Genomic DNA, 22,464 nt, shown 5'->3' on the forward strand with positions numbered 1-22,464 from the left:
CATGTAGCGGACTAATACTAATAGCTCGAGGACTTATCCAAAGTAACTGAGAATACGAAGCGTGATTATTTTAAGTGAAATTTGAAAGATATTCAATTTTGAGTAGGTATTACTCAAAGTTAAGTGATGATAGCCTAGGAGATACACCTGTACCCATGCCGAACACAGAAGTTAAGCCCTAGAACGCCGGAAGTAGTTGGGGGTTGCCCCCTGTGAGATAAGGAAGTCGCTTAGCTAAAGGGAGTTTAGCTCAGCTGGGAGAGCATCTGCCTTACAAGCAGAGGGTCAGCGGTTCGATCCCGTTAACTCCCATTTTAGCGGGTGTAGTTTAGTGGTAAAACTACAGCCTTCCAAGCTGTTGTCGCGAGTTCGATTCTCGTCACCCGCTTTGAACATTTCGTTCATTTACCAAGTTTTTTAACTTGGGCGCGTAGCTCAGGTGGTTAGAGCGCACGCCTGATAAGCGTGAGGTCGGTGGTTCGAGTCCACTCGTGCCCATTGAAATATGGTCCGTTGGTCAAGGGGTTAAGACACCGCCTTTTCACGGCGGTAACACGGGTTCGAATCCCGTACGGACTATTTATTGGAGGATTACCCAAGTCCGGCTGAAGGGAACGGTCTTGAAAACCGTCAGGCGTGTAAAAGCGTGCGTGGGTTCGAATCCCACATCCTCCTTTATTATTAACGCGGGATGGAGCAGCTCGGTAGCTCGTCGGGCTCATAACCCGAAGGTCGTAGGTTCAAATCCTGCTCCCGCAATAAGGCTCGGTAGCTCAGTTGGTAGAGCAATGGATTGAAGCTCCATGTGTCGGCGGTTCGATTCCGTCTCGCGCCATTTAAATATTTTGGAAGGGTAGCGAAGAGGCTAAACGCGGCGGACTGTAAATCCGCTCCTTCGGGTTCGGGGGTTCGAATCCCTCCCCTTCCATAACCTTAACTACGGGCATAGTTTAAAGGTAGAACTAAGGTCTCCAAAACCTTCAGTGTGGGTTCAATTCCTACTGCCCGTGTTTTAAAATTATGGCGGGTGTGGTGAAGTGGTTAACACACCAGATTGTGGCTCTGGCATGCGTGGGTTCGATCCCCATCACTCGCCTATTTTATATTATTGGGGTATAGCCAAGCGGTAAGGCAAGGGACTTTGACTCCCTCATGCGTTGGTTCGAATCCAGCTACCCCAGTTACTATTTGCCGGCGTGGCGGAATTGGCAGACGCGCTGGACTCAAAATCCAGTGTCCGCAAGGACGTGCCGGTTCGACCCCGGCCGCCGGTATAGTATTAAAGACAAGGTTTTTGGACCTTGTCTTTTTTGTTGAATAATTTATTAAAATTTCACTAAAAAAGGTCTATACCATTTACAAATTGTTTTGAAAGGTTTATAATGTAATTGACATAATAAATAGTAGATTATTTCTTAAGGAGGTTATCATTATGCCTAAGTATATTAAAGCTGATCAATTTTTCTATCCACATGGTATTCGTCGTGGAGGTTATTTGGAACTTATTGATGGCAAGTTTGGTAAGCATGTTGAAGAGATTTCTGAGGATGCTGAAATTTTAGATTATTCTGGTTATAGTATCGCACCTGGTCTCGTTGACACCCACATTCACGGTTTTGGTGGTGTGGATGTCATGGATAATAATATTGAAGGAACTCTTCATACGATGAGTGAAGGTCTTCTTAGCACAGGTGTTACTAGTTTCCTACCAACTACACTAACTTCATCATACGAACAATTGCTGGCTGTTACTGAAAACATTGGTGCACGCTATCAAGAAGCATCTGGCGCTAAGATTCGTGGTATTTATTTTGAAGGACCATACTTCACCGAAGAATTTAAGGGAGCTCAAAATCCTGCCTATATGAAAGATCCACGTATGGATGAGTTCCGTGCTTGGCAGAAGGCTGCTAATGGTCTTCTTAATAAAATTGCTCTTGCACCTGAACGTGATGGGGTTGAGGACTTTGTACGTACTATTACTGGTGAAGGTGTAACTGTTGCTCTTGGTCACTCTAATGCTACCTTTGATGAAGCTAAAAAAGCTGTTGATGCCGGGGCTAGTGTTTGGGTTCATGCCTATAATGGAATGCGTGGTTTAACACACCGCGAACTTGGTATGGTTGGTGCGATGTATGAGTTACCACACACTTATGCAGAATTGATTTGTGATGGCCATCACGTGGATCCTAAGGCCTGCGAAATTCTTCTTAAACAAAAGGGAACTGAAAATATTGCCCTTATCACTGATTGTATGACAGCCGGTGGTTTGCAAGATGGCGATTATATGTTAGGTGAATTTCCAGTTGTAGTTGCAAATGGGACTGCTCGCCTTAAATCTACAGGTAACTTGGCAGGTTCCATTCTCAAACTTAAAGATGGTTTGAAAAATGTCGTTGAGTGGGGAATTGCAAATCCTCATGAAGCAGTCATGATGGCTAGTCTGAACCCAGCTAAATCAGTTCATATCGATGACGTCTGTGGACAAATTCGTGAAGGCTACGATGCAGACTTTATCGTGTTAGATAAAGATTTGGAATTAGTAGCAACTTATCTAGATGGTGAAAAACGTTATCAAGCATAATCTAAAAAGTAGAAACGATTTTCGTTTCTTCTTTTTTTAAATAAATTTGTTATTTCTTTCACAAATTACTTGATTTTTGTATTGGAAAGGCTTACAATTATGATATAAATAATACAAATAAAAAAGCGGAGGATTGCTTATGAAAGCTTATACTTACGTTAAACCAGGCCTTGCGTCATTTGTTGATGTAGACAAACCAGTTATTCGCAAGCCAACAGATGCTATTGTGCGTATCGTTAAGACTACTATTTGTGGTACAGATCTTCATATTATTAAAGGGGATGTTCCTGCTTGTAAGAGTGGGACTATCCTAGGACATGAAGGAATTGGTATTGTAGAGGAAGTCGGAGCAGGAGTTTCAAACTTCAAAAAGGGTGATAAGGTTTTGATTTCTTGCGTTTGTGCATGTGGCAAGTGTTACTATTGTAAAAAAGGAATCTATGCTCACTGTGAAGACGAAGGTGGATGGATTTTTGGACATCTGATCGACGGTATGCAAGCAGAATATCTTCGTGTGCCTCATGCTGACAATACTCTTTATCATACTCCAGCTGACTTGTCTGATGAAGCTTTGGTTATGTTATCTGATATCTTGCCAACTGGCTATGAAATTGGTGTCTTAAAAGGGAAAGTTGAGCCTGGTTGTAGTGTAGCTATCGTTGGTTCAGGGCCAGTTGGATTGGCAGCTCTTTTGACGGCACAATTCTATTCACCAGCTAAATTGATTATGGTGGACCTAGACGATAACCGCTTGGATACTGCAGTTTCTTTCGGTGCTACTCATAAGATTAATTCTTCAGACCCTGAAAAGGCAATTCAAGAAATTTATGATCTGACAGATGGTCGAGGTGTAGATGTTGCTATTGAGGCGGTAGGTATTCCTGCAACGTTTGATCTCTGCCAAAAGATTATCGGTGTAGATGGAACAGTAGCCAACTGTGGTGTGCATGGTAAACCAGTTCAGTTTGATTTGGACACTCTTTGGATTCGGAACATTAACGTAACTACTGGATTGGTTTCTACCAATACAACTCCTCAGCTTTTGAAAGCCTTAGAAAGTCATAAAATTGAACCTGAAAAATTGGTAACTCATTATTTCAAACTTAGTGAAATAGAAAAGGCCTATGAAGTATTTAGTAAGGCCGCCGATCATCATGCGATTAAAGTGATTATTGAAAACGATATTTCAGAAGGTTAATCTTGTTTTTAAATCCAGTTATTCGTTTTTGAATAGCTGGATTTTTTGAAAGTGTTATATAATTCGTGAAAATGAGCAAAATTCTTTCATTGTTCTCAAAATTTCGCTATAATATACGGTACAAAGGAAGTTAAACTATGTATCGAGTTATAAAAATGTACGGAGATTTTGAACCGTGGTGGTTTATAGAAGGCTGGGAAGACGACGTCATTGCGAGCAAAAAATTTGATAACTATTATGACGCCTTGAAATATTATAAGTCTTGTTGGTTTGAGTTAGAAAAGGAGATTCCCCTTTACAAAAGTAGAGGAGACTTGATGACTATTTTTTGGGATCCAGAAGATAAACGCTGGTGTGAAGAATGCGATGAATTTCTTCAGCAATATCATTCCTTGGCTTTGTTGGAAGATGGTCAAGTCATTCCTGATGAAAAATTTAGACCTGGTTACGAAAAGCAGACTGGTTTAGAAATCCACCGTACTTGTCGCATAAAAAAAGAAGAAACAACTTTTTAATGAAGTTATTTCTTCTTTTTTTATATTTTCTTCGAATAATAAGAATGAGGAGGAAGATATGGTACAAACACTTGCACAAGAATTGATTACACTGGCCAAAAAACAAGGAGCTCAGGACATCTATTTTGTTCCTAAAGAAAAGACTTATGAGCTACATATGCGAGTTGGAGATGAGAGACATTTGATTAACACCTATGACTTTGAAAAGTTGGGGGCTGTCATTGGTCATTTTAAGTTTATTGCGGGGATGAACGTTGGAGAAAAACGCCGTAGTCAGCTTGGTTCCTGTGATTATCAGCATGGAGATAAGGTTTCTTCATTACGCTTATCGACGGTGGGAGATTATCGTGGTCATGAGAGTCTAGTAATCCGGCTTTTGCATGATCAAGAACAAGAGTTGCGCTTCTGGTTTCAGGACCTTATAGAACTGGAAAAGGGCTTTAGGCAACGCGGGCTTTATCTTTTTGCAGGCCCCGTAGGAAGTGGCAAAACTACTTTGATGCATGAATTAGCCAAGTCATTGTTTAAGGGACAGCAGGTCATGTCTATTGAAGATCCAGTAGAAATTAAGCAGGAAGAGATGCTGCAATTACAACTCAATGAAGCTATTGGACTGAGCTATGAGAACTTGATAAAACTCTCCCTACGTCATCGGCCAGATCTTTTAATTATTGGAGAAATACGAGATAGTGAAACAGCTCGTGCCGTTGTACGAGCTAGTCTGACAGGTGCCACGGTATTCTCGACAATCCATGCCAAGAGTATTCGTGGGGTCTATGAGCGTCTTTTAGAACTTGGCGTCAGTGAAGATGAACTGGCAGTTGTTTTACAAGGTGTTTGTTACCAGAGACTAATCGGGGGAGGAGGAATTATTGATTTTGCAAACAAAAATTACCAAGAACACCAGGCAGAAAAGTGGAATAGACAAATTGACCAGCTTCTTAAAGAAGGACATATCACTGCCCTTCAAGCTGAAACGGAGAAAATTAGCTACCAGTAAGCAGAAGAAAATCATCACTCTCTTTAACAATTTATTTTCCAGTGGTTTTCATCTGGTAGAAATCATTTCCTTTTTAGATAGAAGTCTCTTGTTGGAAAAGGAATATGTATCGCAGATGCGTCTAGGACTCTCGCAGGGAAAATCCTTCTCGGAAATGATGGGGACTTTAGGTTTTTCAAGTTCAATTGTCACGCAACTTTCCTTGGCTGAAGTTCATGGGAATCTTCATTTGAGTTTAGGGAAAATTGAAGAGTATCTAGATAATCTTGCTAAGGTCAAGAAAAAGTTAATCGAAGTTGCGACCTATCCAATCATTTTGTTAGCTTTCTTACTGCTCATTATGTTGGGGTTGCGAAATTATCTCTTGCCCCAACTGGATAGTAGTAACATAGCTACCTTAGTGATTAGTAATCTACCACAGATTTTTTTGGGGCTTACTCTAGCGTTAAGTCTTGCATCTTTAATAGGATTGATTTTTTACAGAAAATCTAGGAAGATACAAGTCTTTTCTTTTCTAGCTAGAATCCCCTTTCTAGGTGTATTTATCCAGTATTATCTAACTGCCTATTATGCTCGAGAATGGGGAAATATGATTGGACAGGGGTTAGAATTGTCACAGATTTTCCAGATGATGCAGGAGCAAGGGAATCCTCTTTTTAAGGAAATCGGACATGATTTATCCCTGTCCTTGCAAAATGGGCATGAATTTTCTATGGTTGTGCAGGATTATCCTTTTTTTAGAAGAGAGTTGGGACTAATTATTGAATATGGAGAGGTCAAATCCAAGTTGGGAAGCGAATTGGAAATCTATGCAGAGAAAACTTGGGAGGCATTCTTTACTCGAGTTAATCGTACGATGAACTTAGTTCAACCCCTGGTCTTTATTTTTGTAGCTCTGCTAATCGTTTTATTGTACGCAGCTATGTTGCTGCCTATGTATCAAAATATGGAGGTAAATTTTTAGATGAAAAAAATGATGATGAAATTAAAAGAAGCCAAGGTGAAAGGATTCACTCTTGTGGAAATGTTAGTGGTCCTCCTTATTATTAGTGTTCTACTCTTACTGTTTGTGCCAAACCTAACTAAGCAAAAGGATGCAGTGAATGATAAGGGGAAAGCAGCAGTCGTCAAGGTGGTAGAAAGCCAAGCTGAACTCTATACTCTAGATAAAAATGAGGATGCTAGTCTAAGTAAACTAGAGGCAGATGGACGCATCACTGCTGAGCAAGCAAAAGCCTATAAGGAATACCATGCAAAACAAAAGACAAGTCAAACAGTTGCGGATTAGGGCTTTTACCATGCTAGAAAGTCTATTGGTATTAGGGATAGTCAGCCTGTTAGCTCTGGGTTTGTCAAGTTCAGTTCAATCCACTTTTGAGACTGTGGAGGAGCAGATTTTCTTTATGGAGTTTGAGGAACTTTATCGAGAAACCCAGAAGCGAAGTCTGGCTAGTCAGCAGAAGATCAACTTGATTTTGGAAGAGAGAAGTATTGGAAATGGCTATCAGAAATTAGCCATCCCTAAAGGAATTCAATTGCAGTCTAATCAGTCAATTTCCTTTGATAAGGCTGGAGGAAATTCGTCTCTTGCAAGTGTGAGATTTCAAACAAGGAAAGAAGTAGTTCGCTACCAACTATATCTAGGAAATGGAAAGATTAAACGTATTCAAGAAGCAAAAAATTAAGGCGGTTATTTTACTGGAGGCAGTGATTTCACTAGCTGTTTTTGCCAGTATTGCAACCCTCTTGCTGGGGCAGATTCAAGAAAATAGAAAAAGAGAAGCAGACCTTCTAAAACAGGAAGAAGTTTTGCGAGTGGCCCGTATGGCTTTGCAGACTGGACAAAAGCAGTTGACGGTTAATGGGCTTACGATTGATGTTGTCTCGAATGAGCGAGGTTTGGAGGTGTATCATGGAACTGAAAAATTACTGGCGATTCAAGATAAGTAGAGTCAGAGCTTTTACACTTTTAGAATCTCTGGTTGCTCTTCTTGTGATTAGTGGGAGTTTACTTCTTTTTCAATCTATGAGCCAACTCTTGGTTTCAGAGGTGCGCTACCAGCAGAAAAGTGAGCAAAAAGAATGGCTCTTATTTGTGGATCAGCTGGAAGCAGAGCTGAATCGAGCCCAATTTGAAAAAGTGGAGAATGATAGACTTTACCTCAAACAGGATGGGAACCCCATTTCCATGGGAAAATCAAAGTCAAATGATTTTCGAAAAACAGATGCCAGTGGACGTGGCTACCAGCCGATGGTCTACGGTCTGAAATCAGCTCATATTTACCAAAACGGGCAAAATGTTCATTTTAATTTTCAGTTTGAAAAGGGACTAGAGAGGGAGTTTATCTATCGTGTGGAAAAAGAAAAAAATTAGAGCTGGAGTTCTCCTTTACGCGGTTACTATTGCTGGAATTTTTAGTCTTTTGTTGCAGTTTTATCTAAATCGGCAAGTAGCTCATCATCAGGATTATGCACTGAATAAAGAAAAACTTCTTGCCTTTGCAATGGCTAAGAGAACCTATGAAAAAGCTAATTCTGAGAGTGGTCAGCAGTCATTTGATGCAGGGAAGTCAACTTATCGTAATGACCAAAAGGGGTTTACAGCAATTGTTGACACTGGAAAAAATCAGTTTGAATTTCACTTTTCTCCTTTGAAAAAGACCGATAAAAAGACTAAGAAGACAGAAAATAAGTCCAAAGAAGGAAATGAGGAGAAAAAAGAAGAACAGGTAAAAAAAGAAACTGCAAAGTCTTCTGAAGTTACTCCTTCAAAGAAAGATACAGAATAGCTTGGATTTTTGCTTCAGTTGTGAGATTGAAGGCTAGTAAGTTAGGACGAGGTTTTTGTCTGAAATCATGCTATAATAGATACATATGGAGGACGGAAAATGTCAAGTGTAAAATTGTATCTAGTGCGTCATGGAAAAACAATGTTTAATACGATTGGGCGTGCTCAAGGTTGGAGTGATACTCCACTGACAGCTGAAGGGGAACGAGGCATTCATGAATTGGGGATTGGTTTGCGTGAGTCTGTCTTAAGGTTTGAGCGTGCTTATTCAAGCGACTCTGGACGAACCATTCAGACAATGGGAATTATCCTTGAGGAACTAGGTTTAACAGGGCAAATTCCTTATCGTATGGATAAGCGAATCCGTGAATGGTGCTTTGGTAGTTTTGATGGTGCTTATGATGGAGACCTTTTTATGGGGATCATTCCTCGTATTTTTAATGTCGATCATGTGCATCGTTTGTCCTATGCTGAGCTAGCTGAAGGTCTGGTAGAAGTAGACACAGCAGGTTGGGCTGAAGGTTGGGAAAAACTAAGTGGTCGTATCTGGGAAGGTTTTGAAGCCATTGCCAAGGAAATGGAAGCTAATGGGGGTGGGAATGCTCTCGTAGTCAGCCATGGAATGACTATTGGAACCATTGTCTATCTAATCAACGGAATGCATCCGCATGGCCTTGATAATGGTAGTGTCACAATTCTCGAGTACCAGGATGGTCAGTTCTCAGTTGAGATTGTTGGGGACCGTAGCTACCGTGAAATTGGTCGAGCTAAACTAGAAGAGCAAGCTAGTTCAGAACAATAAAAATTCTCTACTTAAATTAGAAGATGTTTTAGATGATTCAATAGAATGCTGATGTCGTCATTGTACAAGCTTGCGAGAGCTGAGTGCTTTGACAATAGCATTCTTTTTTGTTAGAATAGCATCAACATGAAAGCATAAGAAGGGACTGACAGAGTTGTCGTTCCCTTTTGTCTATCTTAGAAGGGGGAAATATGCTGTTTCAGAAAATAAAAGCCTATAAATGGCAGGCTCTAGCTTCCTTAATTATGACAGGTCTAATGGTAACGAGTTCACTCCTGCAACCGCGTTATTTGCAGGAAGTTTTAGAAGCACTGCTAACTGGTGATAATGAAGCTATTTATAGTATCGGTTTTTGGTTAATCCTTGTTGCCTTGATTGGTTTGATTGCAGGTGGCATCAATGTTGTGCTAGCCGCCTACATTGCTCAAGGAGTCTCGTCAGACTTACGGGAAGATGCCTTTCGTAAGATTCAAACTTTTTCATACGCTAATATTGAGGAATATAACGCAGGGAACCTTGTTGTTCGTATGACCAATGACATCAACCAGATTCAAAACGTAGTCATGATGACCTTCCAAATTCTCTTTCGACTACCACTTTTGTTTATCGGTTCCTTTATTCTAGCAGTTGTCACCCTACCTTCTCTATGGTGGGTGCTAGTTCTAATGGTCGTTCTGATTGTTGTCATAATGGGTTTTATGATGGGAGTGGTGGGACCACGCTTTTCAAAGTTCCAGACCTTACTAGAGCGTATCAATGCCATTGCTAAAGAAAATTTGCGTGGTGTACGCGTGGTTAAGTCTTTTGTCAGAGAAAAAGAGCAGTTTGATAAGTTTACGCAGGTGTCAGATGAATTGTTGGGAGAAAACCTTTATATTGGTTATGCCTTTTCTGTTATGCAACCTGCAATGATGTTAATTTCGTATGGGGCTGTTTTTCTCTCAATTTGGCTTGTAGCAGGTATGGCAGAGTCAGATCCGTCAGTCGTTGGTTCCATTGCTTCATTTGTAAACTATTTGAGTCAGATTATCTTTACCATTGTTATGGTCGGATTTTTGGGGAATTCAGTCACTCGTGCCATGATTTCCCTCCGTCGTATTCGTGAAATCCTTGATACAGAACCGGCTATGACCTTCAAGGATGTGGAAGATGAAGAATTGGAAGGAAGTCTCAGTTTTGAAAATGTGACCTTCACCTATCCAAATGATGAGGAACCTATCCTAAAAGATGTATCTTTCGATATTGCAGCTGGTGAGATGGTTGGGGTTGTCGGAGCAACTGGTGCAGGTAAATCAACCTTGGCTCAGTTGATTCCACGACTATTTGATCCTCAGCAAGGTACTATCAAAATTGGTGGAAAGGACATTCGGACAGTTAGCGAAGGGACGCTTCGTAAGACAGTCTCTATCGTCTTGCAAAGAGCTATTCTCTTTAGTGGAACCATCGCAGATAATCTCAGACAAGGAAAGGGAGATGCAACAGTTTCAGAGATGGAACGCGCAGCTCGTATCGCACAAGCTAGTGAATTTATTAGTCGCATGGACTTGGCTTTTGAAAGTCCGGTCGAGGAACGTGGAACTAACTTTTCTGGTGGACAAAAACAAAGAATGTCCATTGCGCGTGGGATTGTCAGCAATCCTCGTATCTTGATTTTCGATGATTCAACTTCTGCCCTTGATGCCAAATCAGAACGTTTGGTCCAAGAAGCTCTCAACAAGGATTTGAAGGGGACGACTACGGTTATCATCGCGCAAAAGATTAGCTCTGTTGTTCATGCGGATAAAATTTTAGTGCTTGACCAAGGGCGCTTGATTGGTCAAGGTAAACATGCTGACTTGGTTGCAACAAACCCAGTTTATCGTGAAATTTACGAAACGCAAAAAGGAAAGGAGGAGTAGGATGAAGACATTTGAATTTTTTTGGAACTATTTTAAAGTTTACAAGATATCCTTTATCGTTGTCATTGTTATGATTATCATTGCAACGGTAGCACAAGCCCTCTTTCCAGTATTTGCAGGTCAAACAGTCACAGAGCTGGCTAATTTGGTTATAGCCTATCAAAATGGAAATCCAGATATGGTTTGGCAAAGTCTATTGGGACTCCTAATCAATCTTGCCTATATTTTGATTGTTTTAGTAGTGTCTAGTCTCATCTATATGGTCTTGATGAGCCGCATTATTGCGGAATCTACAAATGAGATGCGTAAGGGACTTTTTGGCAAGCTTTCTCGCTTGACAGTTTCCTTCTTTGACCGCCATCAAGATGGAGACATCCTGTCTCGTTTTACCAGTGATTTGGATAATATTCTCCAAGCTTTCAACGAAAGTTTAGTGTCTGTCATGACCAATATTGCCCTTTATATTGGCTTACTGATTGTCATGTTCGCAAAAAATGTCACCTTGGCTTTAATCACAATTGCCAGCACTCCAATAGCTGTTATCATGGTCTTTTTTATCTTAAAGCTAGCGCGGAAATACACCAACCTCCAACAAAAAGAAGTTGGGAAGCTCAATGCTTATATGGATGAGAGTATCTCTGGACAAAAAGCCGTTATTGTTCAAGGCATTCAAGAAGATGTGATTGCTGGTTTTGTCGAGCAGAATGAACGGGTTCGAAAGGCCACTTTCAAGGGCAGAATGTTTTCAGGAATTCTTTTTCCTGTTATGAATGGGATGAGCCTGGTCAATACAGCAGTAGTTATTTTTGTTGGTTCAGCTGTCTTACTGAATGATAAGAACATCGAGACAGCAACTGCTCTGGGTTTGATTGTCATGTTTACTCAGTTTTCGCAACAGTATTACCAGCCCATTATCCAATTAGCTGCGAGCTGGGGAAGTTTGCAACTGGCCTTTACAGGTGCAGACCGTATCCAAGAAATGTTTGATGCAGAAGAAGAAGTTCGTCCTCAAGATGCTCCCGTCTTTAACGAATTAAAAGAAGGTGTGGAGATTCGTAATGTAGACTTCTCCTACCTGCCAGGAAAACCCATTTTGAAAGATGTCAGCATCTCAGCTCCAAAAGGGAAAATGATTGCGGTAGTTGGTCCGACAGGTTCAGGGAAAACAACCATTATGAACCTCATCAATCGTTTTTATGATGTGGATGCAGGTAGTATCAGCTTTGATGGAACAGATATTCGCGCGTTTGATTTAGATAGTTTGCGAAGTAAGGTAGGAATTGTTTTACAGGATTCTGTTTTATTTAGTGGAACCATTCGAGACAATATTCGATTTGGTGTACCAGATGCCAGTCAGGAAATGGTTGAAGCAGCAGCCAAGGCCACGCATATCCATGAATATATCGAAAGTTTGCCAGACAAGTATGATACATTGATTGATGATGACCAGAGTGTCTTCTCGACCGGTCAGAAGCAGTTGATTTCCATCGCTCGTACCTTGATGACAGATCCACAGGTCTTAATCTTGGATGAGGCAACATCAAACGTTGATACTGTGACAGAAAGCAAGATTCAAAATGCCATGGAAGCTATTGTGGCAGGAAGAACTAGTTTTGTCATTGCTCACCGCTTAAAAACCATTCTCAATGCCGATCAGATTATTGTCCTTAAGGATGGTGAGGTTATCGAACAAGGAAATCATCACGAATTACTCAAGCTTGGAGGCTTTTACTCCGAACTGTATCACAATCAATTTGTCTTTGAATAATACTCTTCGAAAATCTCTTCAAACCACGTCAGCGTCCCCTTGCCGTATATGTGTTACTGACTTCGTCAGTTCTATCCACAACCTCAAAACTGTGTTTTGAGCAACCTGCGGCTAGCTTCCTAGTTTGCTCTTTGATTTTCATTGAGTATAAGCAAAAAAGTTGTCCTAGTCTGGGGCAACTTTTTCTGATAAAAAAAATTTATCACGGACTTAAAAAAAACATATTAGACAGGTGTGGGGAAGGATGGTAAGATAAGATCATCAATAGAAAACGAAAGGAAATCAGTAATGGCAAGAACGGTTGTTGGAGTTGCAGCAAATCTATGTCCTGTGGACGCAGAAGGAAAAAATATTCATTCATCAGTCTCTTGTAAATTCGCTGAGAGTATTCGTCAGGTTGGCGGACTTCCTTTGGTGATTCCAGTTGGTGATGAGTCAGTTGTCCACGACTACGTAGAAATGATTGATAAGCTTATCTTGACTGGAGGACAAAATGTCCATCCTCAGTTTTATGGTGAGGAAAAAACGATTGATAGCGATGACTATAATCTAGCTCGAGATGAGTTTGAGTTGGCACTTTTACAAGAGGCCCTACGTCAGAATAAGCCAATTTTAGCCATTTGCCGTGGTGTCCAGCTAGTTAACGTTGCCTTTGGTGGTACGCTCAATCAGGAGATTGAAGGTCATTGGCAAGGCCTACCTTTTGGGACTTCACATTCTATTGAGACAGTGGATGGAAGTGTTGTGTCAAAATTGTTTGGTAAAGAAAGTCAAGTTAATTCAGTGCACCGTCAGAGCATTAAAGACTTAGCTCCAAATTTCCGCGTAACAGCAGTAGATCCACGTGACCAAACTGTTGAAGCAATCGAATCTATCGACGAACACCGTATTATTGGTCTCCAGTGGCATCCAGAATTCTTGGTCAATGAAGAAGATGGCAACTTAGAGTTATTTGAGTATTTATTGAATGAATTGTAACGACTAGAAATTTAGTCGTTTTTTTATTCATTGTTTACGAATCTTTATAGAGTTGTATTTTTACGCAAACGTTTGAATGGTGATAAAAATTGGAAATTTTTAGTATAAAAACTTGAAAAAATTGTTAGTAAGCGTTATGATAGAAAAGAAGAAATTTTGGAGGAATACTATGTCACATATTAAATTTGATTATTCAAAAGTATTAGACAAATTTGTTGCACCACATGAAGTGGAGTACATGCAAGCACAAGTTACAGCAGCAGACGAATTGATCCGTAAAGGAACTGGTGCTGGTAGCGACTTCTTGGGTTGGTTGGACCTTCCTGAAAACTACGACCGCGAAGAATTTGACCGCATCTTGAAAGCTGCTGAACAAATCAAATCAGACAGCGATGTTTTGGTTGTTATCGGTATCGGTGGATCATACCTTGGAGCGAAAGCAGCCATTGACTTCTTGAACCACCATTTTGCAAACTTGCAAACCAAAGAAGAACGCAAAGCACCACAAATCCTTTATGCTGGGAACTCAATCTCATCAACTTACCTTGCTGACTTGGTAGAGTATGTTTCAGATAAAGACTTCTCAGTAAACGTGATTTCTAAATCAGGTACAACAACTGAACCAGCCATCGCTTTCCGTGTCTTCAAAGAACTTTTGGTTAAGAAATACGGTCAAGAAGAAGCTAACAAACGTATCTATGCAACAACTGACCGCCAAAAAGGTGCAGTTAAGGTTGAAGCAGATGCTAACGGTTGGGAAACTTTTGTAGTTCCAGATGATATCGGTGGACGCTTCTCAGTATTGACCGCAGTTGGATTGCTTCCAATCGCTGCATCAGGTGCAGATATCAAAGCCCTTATGGAAGGTGCTAATGCTGCTCGTAAAGATTACACATCAGACAAACTTTCAGAAAACGAAGCTTACCAATACGCTGCAGTTCGTAACATCCTTTACCGTAAAGGATATGCTACTGAAATCTTGGTAAACTACGAGCCATCACTTCAATACTTCTCAGAATGGTGGAAACAATTGGCTGGTGAGTCAGAAGGGAAAGACCAAAAAGGTATTTACCCAACTTCAGCTAACTTCTCAACAGACTTGCACTCATTGGGTCAATTTATCCAAGAAGGAACTCGTATCATGTTTGAAACAGTTGTCCGTGTTGACAAACCTCGTAAGAACGTGATCATCCCTACTTTGGAAGAAGACCTTGACGGACTTGGATACCTTCAAGGAAAAGACGTTGACTTCGTTAACAAAAAAGCGACTGACGGTGTTCTTCTTGCCCACACTGACGGTGACGTACCAAACATGTATGTGACTCTTCCTGAGCAAGATGCCTTCACTCTTGGCTACACAATCTACTTCTTCGAATTGGCCATTGCCCTTTCAGGTTACTTGAATGCGATTAACCCATTTGACCAACCAGGTGTTGAAGCATACAAACGCAATATGTTTGCCCTTCTTGGAAAACCAGGATTTGAAGAATTGAGCAAAGAACTCAACGCTCGTCTATAATAGAGCTGAAAAGAGTGGTTTTACCACTCTTTTTGCTTTTTCTTGAAAAGAGAAATTGGACTCTGGCAAGACTTGTGATATAATATAGAGAGCAAAAAGGCAGATGCCTAGAGACTTTACAGGAGAAACTATGTCAAAAGATATTCGTGTGCGTTATGCACCAAGTCCAACAGGACTATTACACATCGGAAATGCCCGTACAGCATTGTTTAACTACTTGTATGCACGCCACCATGGTGGAACTTTTATTATCCGTATCGAAGATACTGATCGTAAGCGCCACGTCGAAGATGGAGAACGATCACAGCTTGAAAACCTTCGTTGGTTAGGCATGGATTGGGATGAAAGCCCAGAAACTCATGAAAACTACCGCCAGTCTGAGCGTTTGGAACTCTATCAAAAATATATCGACCAACTCTTAGCTGAAGGAAAAGCCTACAAATCTTACGTTACAGAAGAAGAATTAGCGGCAGAACGTGAACGCCAAGAAGCAGCAGGTGAAACGCCTCGCTACATTAACGAATACCTTGGCATGAGCGAGGAAGAAAAAGCAGCTTACGTTGCAGAACGTGAAGCTGCAGGTATTATCCCGACGGTTCGTTTGGCAGTGAATGAGTCTGGTATCTACAAGTGGCATGATATGGTCAAAGGTGATATCGAGTTTGAAGGTGGTAATATCGGTGGGGACTGGGTTATCCAAAAGAAAGATGGTTACCCAACATACAACTTTGCCGTTGTCATTGATGACCATGATATGCAAATCTCTCACGTTATCCGTGGAGATGACCATATTGCTAATACGCCAAAACAGCTTATGGTTTATGAAGCGCTTGGTTGGGAAGCTCCAGAGTTCGGTCACATGACTTTGATTATCAACTCTGAAACTGGTAAGAAGTTGTCTAAACGTGACACCAACACCCTTCAGTTCATCGAAGATTACCGTAAGAAGGGCTACCTTCCAGAAGCAGTCTTTAACTTTATCGCTCTTCTTGGCTGGAACCCTGGCGGGGAAGACGAAATCTTCTCTCGTGAAGAACTCATCAAGCTCTTTGATGAAAACCGTCTTAGCAAGTCTCCAGCAGCCTTCGACCAAAAGAAAATGGACTGGATGAGCAATGAGTATATCAAGAATGCGGATCTTGAGACTATTTTTGAAATGGCAAAACCATTCCTTGAAGAAGCAGGACGTTTGACAGACAAGGCTAAAAAATTGGTGGAACTCTACAAACCACAAATGAAGTCAGTTGACGAAATCGTTCCATTGACAGACCTTTTCTTCTCAGACTTCCCAGAATTGACAGAAGCTGAACGCGAAGTCATGGCTGGTGAAACGGTGCCAACTGTACTTGAAGCCTTCAAAGCCAAACTTGAAGCTATGTCAGATGACGAGTTTGTGGTAGAAAATATCTTCCCACAAATCAAAGCAGTCCAAAAAGAAACAGGTATCAAAGGGAAAAACCTCTTCATGCCAATCCGTATCGCTGTTTCAGGTGAAATGCATGGTCCTGAATTGCCAGATACTATTTACTTGCTTGGACGTGAAAAATCAATTCAACATATTGAAAAAATGTTGGCTGAAATTACGAAATAATCTGGCGAAATTAAATTTCGTTCTAGATATTTGTAGTAGTAAAATCTGAGAGAATCACATGGTTCTCTCTTTTTTATTGCCAAAGCAGAATCATATTCAATTAATACTCTTCGAAAATCTCTTCAAACCACGTCAGCTTCACCTTGCCGTACTCAAGTACAGCCTGCGGCTAGCTTCCTAGTTTGCTCTTTGATTTTCATTGAGTATAAATTTTTAAGTGACGCTTTAAAAAGAGATCTTTTTATATGTACTTATTTGAAAATGCAAAAGTTTTAGTGTATAATACTAAGTGACAGGGCAGGGAAAGAAGTCAGTGATATGGTAAAATTCTTTACAAACAGACTCGAATTAGCCCAGACATCGTCTATGTTGTTTGTTGAGTCGACTTATTTTTTCTTTGCGCTTTGCTGGACACAGGAAGAAATTCATGAGTTCATGCAACTATCACCCATAACGATGCCTTCGTTTTCGATTCGAAGTTTATATGCGAGACTTTAGATTTAGATGTATATCTTACTAGAGGTGCATATTTTTCTCTTTCTTCTCCCAAAAATAGAAAGAAATCGACCTTGCTCTGTTTACCTTGCGTTAAGCAAGGTTTTTTTGTGGAATAGTACTGGGCGATTTACGATTTTTCTATCAAGTGGTATAATATTAACTATCCTGATGAATTGAGGAACTCAAATGAAAGAATTTAACAAATCAATCAAATTAGAGCATGTGGCTTATGACATCCGTGGACCAGTTCTTGAGGAAGCCATGCGTATGCGAGCAAATGGAGAAAAAATCCTTCGCTTGAATACAGGAAACCCAGCTGAGTTTGGCTTTACAGCACCAGATGAGGTCATCCATGATTTGATTATGAATGCGCGTGATAGTGAAGGTTATTCGGACTCAAAAGGTATCTTTTCAGCCCGTAAAGCAATTATGCAATATTGCCAATTGAAAAAATTCCCTAATGTAGGCATCGATGATATCTACCTTGGAAATGGTGTGAGTGAGTTGATTGTCATGTCCATGCAAGGTCTCTTGGACAATGGCGATGAAGTCTTGGTTCCTATGCCTGACTATCCTCTCTGGACAGCTGCAGTTAGCTTGGCTGGAGGAAATGCCGTTCACTACGTCTGCGATGAAGAAGCTGAATGGTATCCAGACCTAGATGACATTAAGTCTAAGATTAGTTCAAATACTAAGGCTATCGTTTTAATCAATCCAAATAATCCAACGGGAGCCCTCTATCCTAAAGAACTCTTACTAGATATCATTGAGATTGCTCGTCAAAATGACTTGATTATCTTTGCGGATGAAATTTACGACCGTATGGTTATGGACGGCAATGTCCACACACCAGTAGCAAGTTTGGCTCCAGACCTTTTCTGTGTCAGCATGAATGGTCTGTCTAAATCTCACCGTATCGCTGGTTTTCGTGTGGGTTGGATGGTCTTGTCTGGACCTAAACATCATGTAAAGGGATATATTGAAGGTCTCAACATGCTTTCAAACATGCGCCTTTGTTCCAACGTCTTGGCTCAACAGGTTGTTCAAACTTCACTCGGTGGTCACCAATCGGTGGACGAATTACTCTTACCAGGTGGTCGTATCTACGAGCAAAGAAACTTCATTTATAATGCCATTCAAGATATCCCAGGTTTGTCCGCGGTTAAGCCAAAAGCAGGACTGTATATCTTCCCTAAAATTGACCGCAATATGTATCGTATCGATGATGATGAACAGTTTGTTCTTGATTTCTTGAAGCAAGAAAAAGTACTTTTGGTTCATGGACGAGGCTTTAACTGGAAAGAACCAGATCACTTCCGTATCGTTTATCTGCCACGCGTAGATGAGTTAGCCCAAATCCAAGAAAAGATGACTCGTTTCTTGAAGCAGTATCGTAGATAAGGCTTTCATAGCAAAAAAGCTGGAAACATTTGCCAGAGCTATTGACAAATGCGAAAGAATCAGATAGAATAGTAAAGTATGTTTAGTAACTGATCACTTTATAGCCGGCTAAACGAATACAAAATCTATGAGGAGGTATTCATCGTGAAACGTACTTATCAACCAAGTAAACTACGTCGTGCGCGCAAACACGGATTCCGTAACCGTATGTCAACTAAAAACGGTCGTCGCGTATTGGCAGCTCGTCGTCGTAAAGGACGCAAAGTTTTGGCTGCATAATCCAAACGAATTCAACAAAGAAGTCAGTAGGAACTCGAGTCTACTGGCTTTTCTGTTGCCTAAAAAAGTGAATTTTCTAAAATACCTTTTTTAGAATAAAAACTTCAGCAGATGTATTGGAAAGACAGCATATAGAAAAAAGCTCAAAATCAGAAGGTGAATTTCTGATTTTGAGCTTTTCTTTATTCTTTCAAATGATATGAATAGCTAGCAACGACGACATCTTCGTGCCATCTGAGAGCGTATTTTAATTTAAGGCTCATTTGATTGTGGAGGATATTTTGCCAAGGTTTGTTAGGGATAAATTGGGGTACTAGAACTGTAACTGTGTAGTTCTTTTTCTTGGCTTCTTGAGAGATTTTTCGAACATATCGAACTGTAGGTGTGATGATATCGCGATAGCTGGTATTAATGTTTTTTAGAGTGATATTTGGGAAGTAGTCAGCAAATTCTTGGAGGATTTCTTGGTCTTTTTCTTCGGTTTCCTTGGTGGAAATGTGCATGGCCAAAACTTCATCTCCTATGCTTTGAGCGTAATTAATCGCTCCAACACTGACTCGAGTAACATTTCCTACTAAGACAAGGACGACATTGCCATCGTAGCTTTGTTTTTGAATCCCTTCATAAAGTCGAAGCTGTTTGGCCACTTTTTGGTAATGACTGTGGATAGACAAAAAGAGGAAGGTTAAGACCAGGATAATAGGGAAGAATGGCCAGATATCTCCAAGTCTGAAGAAGAGTAAGATAAGAACGATAGCGTAACAAATGATGGCTCCGAGGATATTTGCAAAAGCTGACTTCAAGAATTGAGAGCCTTTTTCTTTTTTCCAGTGGCGAATCATCCCTGTTTGAGAAAGTGCAAAAGGTACGAAAACTCCGATAGTATAGAGAGGAATCAAGCGTTCTGTATTTCCGTTGAAAATGAGCAGAAGAATCATAGCGCCAAAGGCTAAGGTCAAAATACCGTTTGAATAACCAAGGCGGTCTCCTTTTTCCATAAAGAGATGGGGCATGTATTTGTTCTTAGCCATATTGTAAGCCAACATCGGAAAGGCAGAAAAACCAGTATTTGCAGCAACGGCTAGGATTAGAGCAGTTGAGAATTGGAAGAGATAATAAACAACTTGGCCGAGAGCTGAATCCCCTAAAATTCCTTTAGCCATTTGTGAGAGGATTGTTTCTCCGTGTTGAGGTGTAATCCCCATCCAGTAGTTTAGGAAGGTAATTCCTGCAAATAGAAATCCAAGAATCAGAGACATGATGGTCAGTGTCTGAGCAGCGTTCTTCTCTTTAGGAGTCTTGAAAAATGGAACGGCATTTGAGATGGCTTCAACCCCGGTTAATGAAGCTGAACCGCTGGTAAAGGCTCTTAAAATCAGGACGATTGAGAGACTTGGGACAGTTTGACCAATAGAGGAAGTTGCATGATAGCTGAGAGAACCTGTCAATAGTTGGAAAATACCAAACAATAAGAGGAAGACCGTACTAAAGATAAAGAGATAGACAGGGATCATCAGAGAACTAGCAGATTCCCTCAAGCCTCGCAGATTCAAAAGCATGAGTAAACAGACCAGAAAAATGGAGATGTGGAGGTTGTAGGGATGGAGAGCAGGAAGTGCTGCTGTGATCGCATCAGCACCTGCAGCGACGGATACGGCAACTGTTAGCATGTAGTCAACAAGCAAGCTTCCACCGGCAATCAAACCGAGCTCAGGAGAAAGATTTTCTCGTGTTACCATATAGGCACCCCCACCTTGAGGGTAGGCATGAATGATTTGTCGGTAGGAAATGGTCAGGCTAGCAAGTAGCAAGAGGACAAAAATGCCGATAGGGAGACTCCACCAAATAGCAAGTGGAGATAGGCTAGCCAAGACAAGAACGACCTGTTCAGGTCCATAAGCGATAGAAGATAGGGCATCACTTGAAAGCATTGCAAGTGCCTGTGTTTTTCCAAGTAGTCCTCCCTCGCCTTCAGTTAAGGACTTAAGGGGACGACCAATAAAGGTATATTTTAATTTCGTAAACATTTTCTTTCCTTTTCTGAAAATTTCAACAAGAGTTATTATACTGCTATGAAAATAAGTCGTCAAGAAAAAATGAATGATTTCAAAATATTTTTTCCTATAAGAATGAGACTAGTTTTTTGGTATAATAGAAGGTAGAAAAAACGAGGGAATATACATGATTTTTGATACACATACCCACTTGAATGTGGAAGAATTTTCAGGAAGAGAAGCAGAAGAAATAGCCTTAGCAGCTGAAATGGGTGTAACTCGGATGAATATTGTTGGATTTGATAAACCGACCATTGAGCGAGCCTTGGAATTGGTGGAAGAATATGACCAACTTTATGCGACGATTGGTTGGCATCCGACAGAAGCAGGGACCTATACAAGGGAAGTTGAGAATTACTTGCTGGAAAAACTAAAACATCCTAAAGTTGTTGCCCTGGGTGAGATTGGTTTGGACTATCACTGGATGACAGCCCCTAAAGAAGTGCAGGAGCAAGTTTTCCGTCGTCAGATTCAGCTATCTAAGGAACTGGACTTGCCTTTTGTGGTCCATACCCGTGATGCGCTAGAAGATACCTATGAGATTATCAAAAGTGAGGGAGTCGGTCCCCGTGGCGGCATCATGCACTCCTTCTCAGGTTCTCTGGAATGGGCTGAAAAGTTTGTGGAGTTAGGTATGACCATTTCCTTTTCTGGAGTGGTTACCTTTAAAAAAGCGACAGACATTCAGGAGGCTGCCAAAGAGTTACCTTTGGATAAGATTTTGGTGGAGACAGATGCGCCTTACTTGGCACCCGTTCCCAAGCGTGGTCGTGAAAACAAGACAGCTTACACGCGCTATGTAGTGGACTTTATTGCAGATTTGCGTGGCGTATCGACAGAAGAATTAGCTGCTGCGACAAGTGCAAATGCGGAACGAATTTTTGGACTGGAAAGTAAATTATGAAAAAGAAAATTTCCCAAGTCGTCGTAGTCGAAGGGCGTGATGATACGGCCAATCTCAAACGTTATTTTGATGTGGAGACCTATGAGACTCGTGGCTCTGCTATCAATGAGCAAGATCTTGAACGAATCCAACGTCTACATCAACGTCATGGGGTGATTGTCTTTACAGATCCTGACTTTAATGGGGAACGCATTCGCCGGATGATTATGACGGCTGTTCCAACAGTTCAACACGCTTTTCTCAAACGTGATGAGGCAGTGCCAAAGTCCAAGACCAAAGGACGTTCCCTAGGAATCGAACATGCCAGTTATGAAGACTTGAAAACAGCGCTGGAACAAGTCACAGAGCAATTTGAAGCAGAAAGCGACTTTGACATTAGCCGTAGTGACTTGATTCGTCTTGGTTTTCTAGCAGGCGCAGATAGCCGAAAACGCAGAGAATATCTAGGAGAAAGCCTTCGTATTGGTTATTCCAATGGGAAGCAACTTCTCAAGCGTTTGGAATTATTCGGCATCAGTTTAGCTGAAGTTGAAGATGCCATGAAGTCGTATGAGAATTGAGAAACCGTCCCAAAATGTAGGGGGAATATGATACAATAGAAGTAATCATATACGGTTTAATCAGGCTTGATAGCAAGCATTAGAAAAGTGCTCCACAGGATTAGCCTTGTATGGAGTTAGTGAGGAA

Annotated in this window: 21 protein-coding genes, 12 tRNA genes and 1 rRNA gene; 33 read left to right on the plus strand and 1 reads right to left on the minus strand. The window is 40.9% G+C overall.

Features of this window, described 5'->3' with window-relative positions; translation table 11 throughout:
- The first annotated feature begins 119 nt into the window (after nt 1–119).
- From rrf to rpmH, 31 genes are all read left to right on the plus strand, one after another.
- A 5S ribosomal RNA gene (gene rrf / locus PCY08_RS03830) occupies nt 120–235 on the plus strand.
- Nucleotides 236–239: 4 nt separating this feature from the next.
- Nucleotides 240–312: transfer RNA gene (locus tag PCY08_RS03835), tRNA-Val, on the plus strand.
- A gap of 5 nt (nt 313–317) precedes the next feature.
- Nucleotides 318–388: transfer RNA gene (locus tag PCY08_RS03840), tRNA-Gly, on the plus strand.
- Nucleotides 389–424: 36 nt separating this feature from the next.
- Nucleotides 425–498: transfer RNA gene (locus PCY08_RS03845), tRNA-Ile, on the plus strand.
- 9 nt (nt 499–507) lie between these two features.
- Nucleotides 508–579, plus strand: a tRNA-Glu gene (locus PCY08_RS03850).
- 6 nt (nt 580–585) lie between these two features.
- Nucleotides 586–675: transfer RNA gene (locus PCY08_RS03855), tRNA-Ser, on the plus strand.
- A 10-nt stretch (nt 676–685) separates the two neighbouring features.
- Nucleotides 686–759, plus strand: a tRNA-Met gene (locus tag PCY08_RS03860).
- 3 nt (nt 760–762) lie between these two features.
- Nucleotides 763–835 (plus strand) — tRNA-Phe (locus PCY08_RS03865).
- Between the two features lie 12 nt (nt 836–847).
- Nucleotides 848–928 (plus strand) — tRNA-Tyr (locus PCY08_RS03870).
- 11 nt (nt 929–939) lie between these two features.
- Nucleotides 940–1,010, plus strand: a tRNA-Trp gene (locus PCY08_RS03875).
- Between the two features lie 13 nt (nt 1,011–1,023).
- A tRNA-His gene (locus tag PCY08_RS03880) sits at nt 1,024–1,096 on the plus strand.
- Nucleotides 1,097–1,109: 13 nt separating this feature from the next.
- Nucleotides 1,110–1,181, plus strand: a tRNA-Gln gene (locus PCY08_RS03885).
- Nucleotides 1,182–1,190: 9 nt separating this feature from the next.
- Nucleotides 1,191–1,274, plus strand: a tRNA-Leu gene (locus PCY08_RS03890).
- A gap of 158 nt (nt 1,275–1,432) precedes the next feature.
- Nucleotides 1,433–2,584: an N-acetylglucosamine-6-phosphate deacetylase gene (nagA, locus tag PCY08_RS03895; RefSeq protein ID WP_045762732.1), complete on the plus strand. Its 1,152-nt coding sequence runs from the start codon at nt 1,433–1,435 to the stop codon at nt 2,582–2,584.
- Nucleotides 2,585–2,723: 139 nt separating this feature from the next.
- On the plus strand, nt 2,724–3,782 hold the full coding sequence (locus tag PCY08_RS03900) for a zinc-dependent alcohol dehydrogenase family protein (RefSeq protein WP_000649456.1): 1,059 nt from the start codon (nt 2,724–2,726) through the stop codon (nt 3,780–3,782).
- A gap of 137 nt (nt 3,783–3,919) precedes the next feature.
- Nucleotides 3,920–4,297, plus strand: coding sequence for a DUF1033 family protein (locus PCY08_RS03905; RefSeq protein ID WP_007555701.1), 378 nt, complete (start codon nt 3,920–3,922; stop codon nt 4,295–4,297).
- A 58-nt stretch (nt 4,298–4,355) separates the two neighbouring features.
- Nucleotides 4,356–5,297: a competence type IV pilus ATPase ComGA gene (gene comGA / locus PCY08_RS03910; protein ID WP_301559481.1), complete on the plus strand. Its 942-nt coding sequence runs from the start codon at nt 4,356–4,358 to the stop codon at nt 5,295–5,297.
- Nucleotides 5,218–6,261, plus strand: coding sequence for a competence type IV pilus assembly protein ComGB (gene comGB, locus PCY08_RS03915; protein ID WP_301559560.1), 1,044 nt, complete (start codon nt 5,218–5,220; stop codon nt 6,259–6,261). The genes comGA and comGB overlap by 80 nt, the downstream gene beginning before the upstream one ends.
- Complete coding sequence (comGC, locus tag PCY08_RS03920; RefSeq protein ID WP_049528341.1) at nt 6,262–6,585, plus strand: competence type IV pilus major pilin ComGC; 324 nt, start codon at nt 6,262–6,264, stop codon at nt 6,583–6,585. It abuts the gene before it with no gap.
- Nucleotides 6,548–6,982, plus strand: coding sequence for a competence type IV pilus minor pilin ComGD (comGD, locus tag PCY08_RS03925; RefSeq protein ID WP_301559482.1), 435 nt, complete (start codon nt 6,548–6,550; stop codon nt 6,980–6,982). Before comGC ends, comGD begins: the two co-directional genes overlap by 38 nt.
- The gene (gene comGE, locus PCY08_RS03930; protein ID WP_301559483.1) at nt 6,945–7,247 is read left to right on the plus strand and encodes a competence type IV pilus minor pilin ComGE; all 303 of its coding nucleotides are present in this window, start codon (nt 6,945–6,947) and stop codon (nt 7,245–7,247) included. The genes comGD and comGE overlap by 38 nt, the downstream gene beginning before the upstream one ends.
- Nucleotides 7,210–7,671 (plus strand): competence type IV pilus minor pilin ComGF, encoded by a 462-nt coding sequence (gene comGF, locus PCY08_RS03935; protein ID WP_301559484.1) that lies wholly within the window; start codon nt 7,210–7,212, stop codon nt 7,669–7,671. The genes comGE and comGF overlap by 38 nt, the downstream gene beginning before the upstream one ends.
- Nucleotides 7,649–8,086, plus strand: coding sequence for a competence type IV pilus minor pilin ComGG (gene comGG, locus PCY08_RS03940; protein WP_301559485.1), 438 nt, complete (start codon nt 7,649–7,651; stop codon nt 8,084–8,086). The genes comGF and comGG overlap by 23 nt, the downstream gene beginning before the upstream one ends.
- Nucleotides 8,087–8,185: 99 nt before the next feature.
- Nucleotides 8,186–8,887 carry a histidine phosphatase family protein gene (locus PCY08_RS03945; RefSeq protein ID WP_301559486.1) on the plus strand — a complete coding sequence of 234 codons (702 nt, stop codon included), beginning with the start codon at nt 8,186–8,188 and terminating at the stop codon, nt 8,885–8,887.
- A gap of 191 nt (nt 8,888–9,078) precedes the next feature.
- Entirely contained in the window at nt 9,079–10,785 is a 1,707-nt protein-coding gene (locus tag PCY08_RS03950; RefSeq protein WP_301559487.1) for an ABC transporter ATP-binding protein, read from the plus strand.
- A gap of 1 nt (nt 10,786) precedes the next feature.
- Nucleotides 10,787–12,553: an ABC transporter ATP-binding protein gene (locus PCY08_RS03955; RefSeq protein WP_301559488.1), complete on the plus strand. Its 1,767-nt coding sequence runs from the start codon at nt 10,787–10,789 to the stop codon at nt 12,551–12,553.
- A gap of 288 nt (nt 12,554–12,841) precedes the next feature.
- Nucleotides 12,842–13,531, plus strand: a complete 690-nt coding sequence (locus tag PCY08_RS03960; protein ID WP_045614750.1) for a gamma-glutamyl-gamma-aminobutyrate hydrolase family protein — start codon at nt 12,842–12,844, stop codon at nt 13,529–13,531.
- A 169-nt stretch (nt 13,532–13,700) separates the two neighbouring features.
- A complete protein-coding gene (locus tag PCY08_RS03965) occupies nt 13,701–15,050 on the plus strand; it encodes a glucose-6-phosphate isomerase (RefSeq protein WP_000018249.1) in 1,350 nt (449 codons plus the stop codon).
- A 130-nt stretch (nt 15,051–15,180) separates the two neighbouring features.
- Nucleotides 15,181–16,641: a glutamate--tRNA ligase gene (gene gltX / locus PCY08_RS03970; protein WP_301559489.1), complete on the plus strand. Its 1,461-nt coding sequence runs from the start codon at nt 15,181–15,183 to the stop codon at nt 16,639–16,641.
- A gap of 684 nt (nt 16,642–17,325) precedes the next feature.
- On the plus strand, nt 17,326–18,540 hold the full coding sequence (locus PCY08_RS03975) for a pyridoxal phosphate-dependent aminotransferase (RefSeq protein ID WP_045762715.1): 1,215 nt from the start codon (nt 17,326–17,328) through the stop codon (nt 18,538–18,540).
- A gap of 144 nt (nt 18,541–18,684) precedes the next feature.
- Nucleotides 18,685–18,819: a 50S ribosomal protein L34 gene (gene rpmH, locus PCY08_RS03980; protein WP_000831905.1), complete on the plus strand. Its 135-nt coding sequence runs from the start codon at nt 18,685–18,687 to the stop codon at nt 18,817–18,819.
- A 182-nt stretch (nt 18,820–19,001) separates the two neighbouring features.
- Here the strand turns inward: rpmH and PCY08_RS03985 are convergent, their stop codons facing one another.
- Nucleotides 19,002–20,846: an APC family permease gene (locus PCY08_RS03985; RefSeq protein ID WP_045762714.1), complete on the minus strand. Its 1,845-nt coding sequence runs from the start codon at nt 20,844–20,846 to the stop codon at nt 19,002–19,004.
- Between the two features lie 154 nt (nt 20,847–21,000).
- On the opposite strand from PCY08_RS03985, the gene PCY08_RS03990 reads away from it, so the two are divergent.
- Together PCY08_RS03990 and rnmV are read left to right on the plus strand one after the other, a co-directional pair.
- The gene (locus PCY08_RS03990; RefSeq protein ID WP_301559490.1) at nt 21,001–21,777 is read left to right on the plus strand and encodes a TatD family hydrolase; all 777 of its coding nucleotides are present in this window, start codon (nt 21,001–21,003) and stop codon (nt 21,775–21,777) included.
- Nucleotides 21,774–22,337, plus strand: a complete 564-nt coding sequence (gene rnmV, locus PCY08_RS03995) for a ribonuclease M5 (RefSeq protein ID WP_045762712.1) — start codon at nt 21,774–21,776, stop codon at nt 22,335–22,337. Before PCY08_RS03990 ends, rnmV begins: the two co-directional genes overlap by 4 nt.
- The last annotated feature ends 127 nt before the right edge of the window (nt 22,338–22,464 follow it).

Origin of the sequence: Streptococcus sp. SO4, from assembly GCF_030440055.1 — a bacterium.
GTDB lineage: Bacteria > Bacillota > Bacilli > Lactobacillales > Streptococcaceae > Streptococcus > Streptococcus nidrosiense.

What these genes read in the sequence shown, in the direction of transcription:
- nagA (WP_045762732.1), top strand. Translation starts at nt 1,433, where the DNA reads ATGCCTAAGTATATTAAAGCTGATCAATTTTTCTATCCACATGGTATT.
- PCY08_RS03900 (WP_000649456.1), top strand. Translation starts at nt 2,724, where the DNA reads ATGAAAGCTTATACTTACGTTAAACCAGGCCTTGCGTCATTTGTTGAT.
- PCY08_RS03905 (WP_007555701.1), top strand. Translation starts at nt 3,920, where the DNA reads ATGTATCGAGTTATAAAAATGTACGGAGATTTTGAACCGTGGTGGTTT.
- comGA (WP_301559481.1), top strand. Translation starts at nt 4,356, where the DNA reads ATGGTACAAACACTTGCACAAGAATTGATTACACTGGCCAAAAAACAA.
- comGC (WP_049528341.1), top strand. Translation starts at nt 6,262, where the DNA reads ATGAAAAAAATGATGATGAAATTAAAAGAAGCCAAGGTGAAAGGATTC.
- comGD (WP_301559482.1), top strand. Translation starts at nt 6,548, where the DNA reads ATGCAAAACAAAAGACAAGTCAAACAGTTGCGGATTAGGGCTTTTACC.
- comGE (WP_301559483.1), top strand. Translation starts at nt 6,945, where the DNA reads ATGGAAAGATTAAACGTATTCAAGAAGCAAAAAATTAAGGCGGTTATT.
- comGF (WP_301559484.1), top strand. Translation starts at nt 7,210, where the DNA reads ATGGAACTGAAAAATTACTGGCGATTCAAGATAAGTAGAGTCAGAGCT.
- PCY08_RS03945 (WP_301559486.1), top strand. Translation starts at nt 8,186, where the DNA reads ATGTCAAGTGTAAAATTGTATCTAGTGCGTCATGGAAAAACAATGTTT.
- PCY08_RS03950 (WP_301559487.1), top strand. Translation starts at nt 9,079, where the DNA reads ATGCTGTTTCAGAAAATAAAAGCCTATAAATGGCAGGCTCTAGCTTCC.
- PCY08_RS03955 (WP_301559488.1), top strand. Translation starts at nt 10,787, where the DNA reads ATGAAGACATTTGAATTTTTTTGGAACTATTTTAAAGTTTACAAGATA.
- PCY08_RS03960 (WP_045614750.1), top strand. Translation starts at nt 12,842, where the DNA reads ATGGCAAGAACGGTTGTTGGAGTTGCAGCAAATCTATGTCCTGTGGAC.
- PCY08_RS03965 (WP_000018249.1), top strand. Translation starts at nt 13,701, where the DNA reads ATGTCACATATTAAATTTGATTATTCAAAAGTATTAGACAAATTTGTT.
- gltX (WP_301559489.1), top strand. Translation starts at nt 15,181, where the DNA reads ATGTCAAAAGATATTCGTGTGCGTTATGCACCAAGTCCAACAGGACTA.
- PCY08_RS03975 (WP_045762715.1), top strand. Translation starts at nt 17,326, where the DNA reads ATGAAAGAATTTAACAAATCAATCAAATTAGAGCATGTGGCTTATGAC.
- PCY08_RS03985 (WP_045762714.1), bottom strand. Translation starts at nt 20,846, where the DNA reads ATGTTTACGAAATTAAAATATACCTTTATTGGTCGTCCCCTTAAGTCC.
- PCY08_RS03990 (WP_301559490.1), top strand. Translation starts at nt 21,001, where the DNA reads ATGATTTTTGATACACATACCCACTTGAATGTGGAAGAATTTTCAGGA.
- rnmV (WP_045762712.1), top strand. Translation starts at nt 21,774, where the DNA reads ATGAAAAAGAAAATTTCCCAAGTCGTCGTAGTCGAAGGGCGTGATGAT.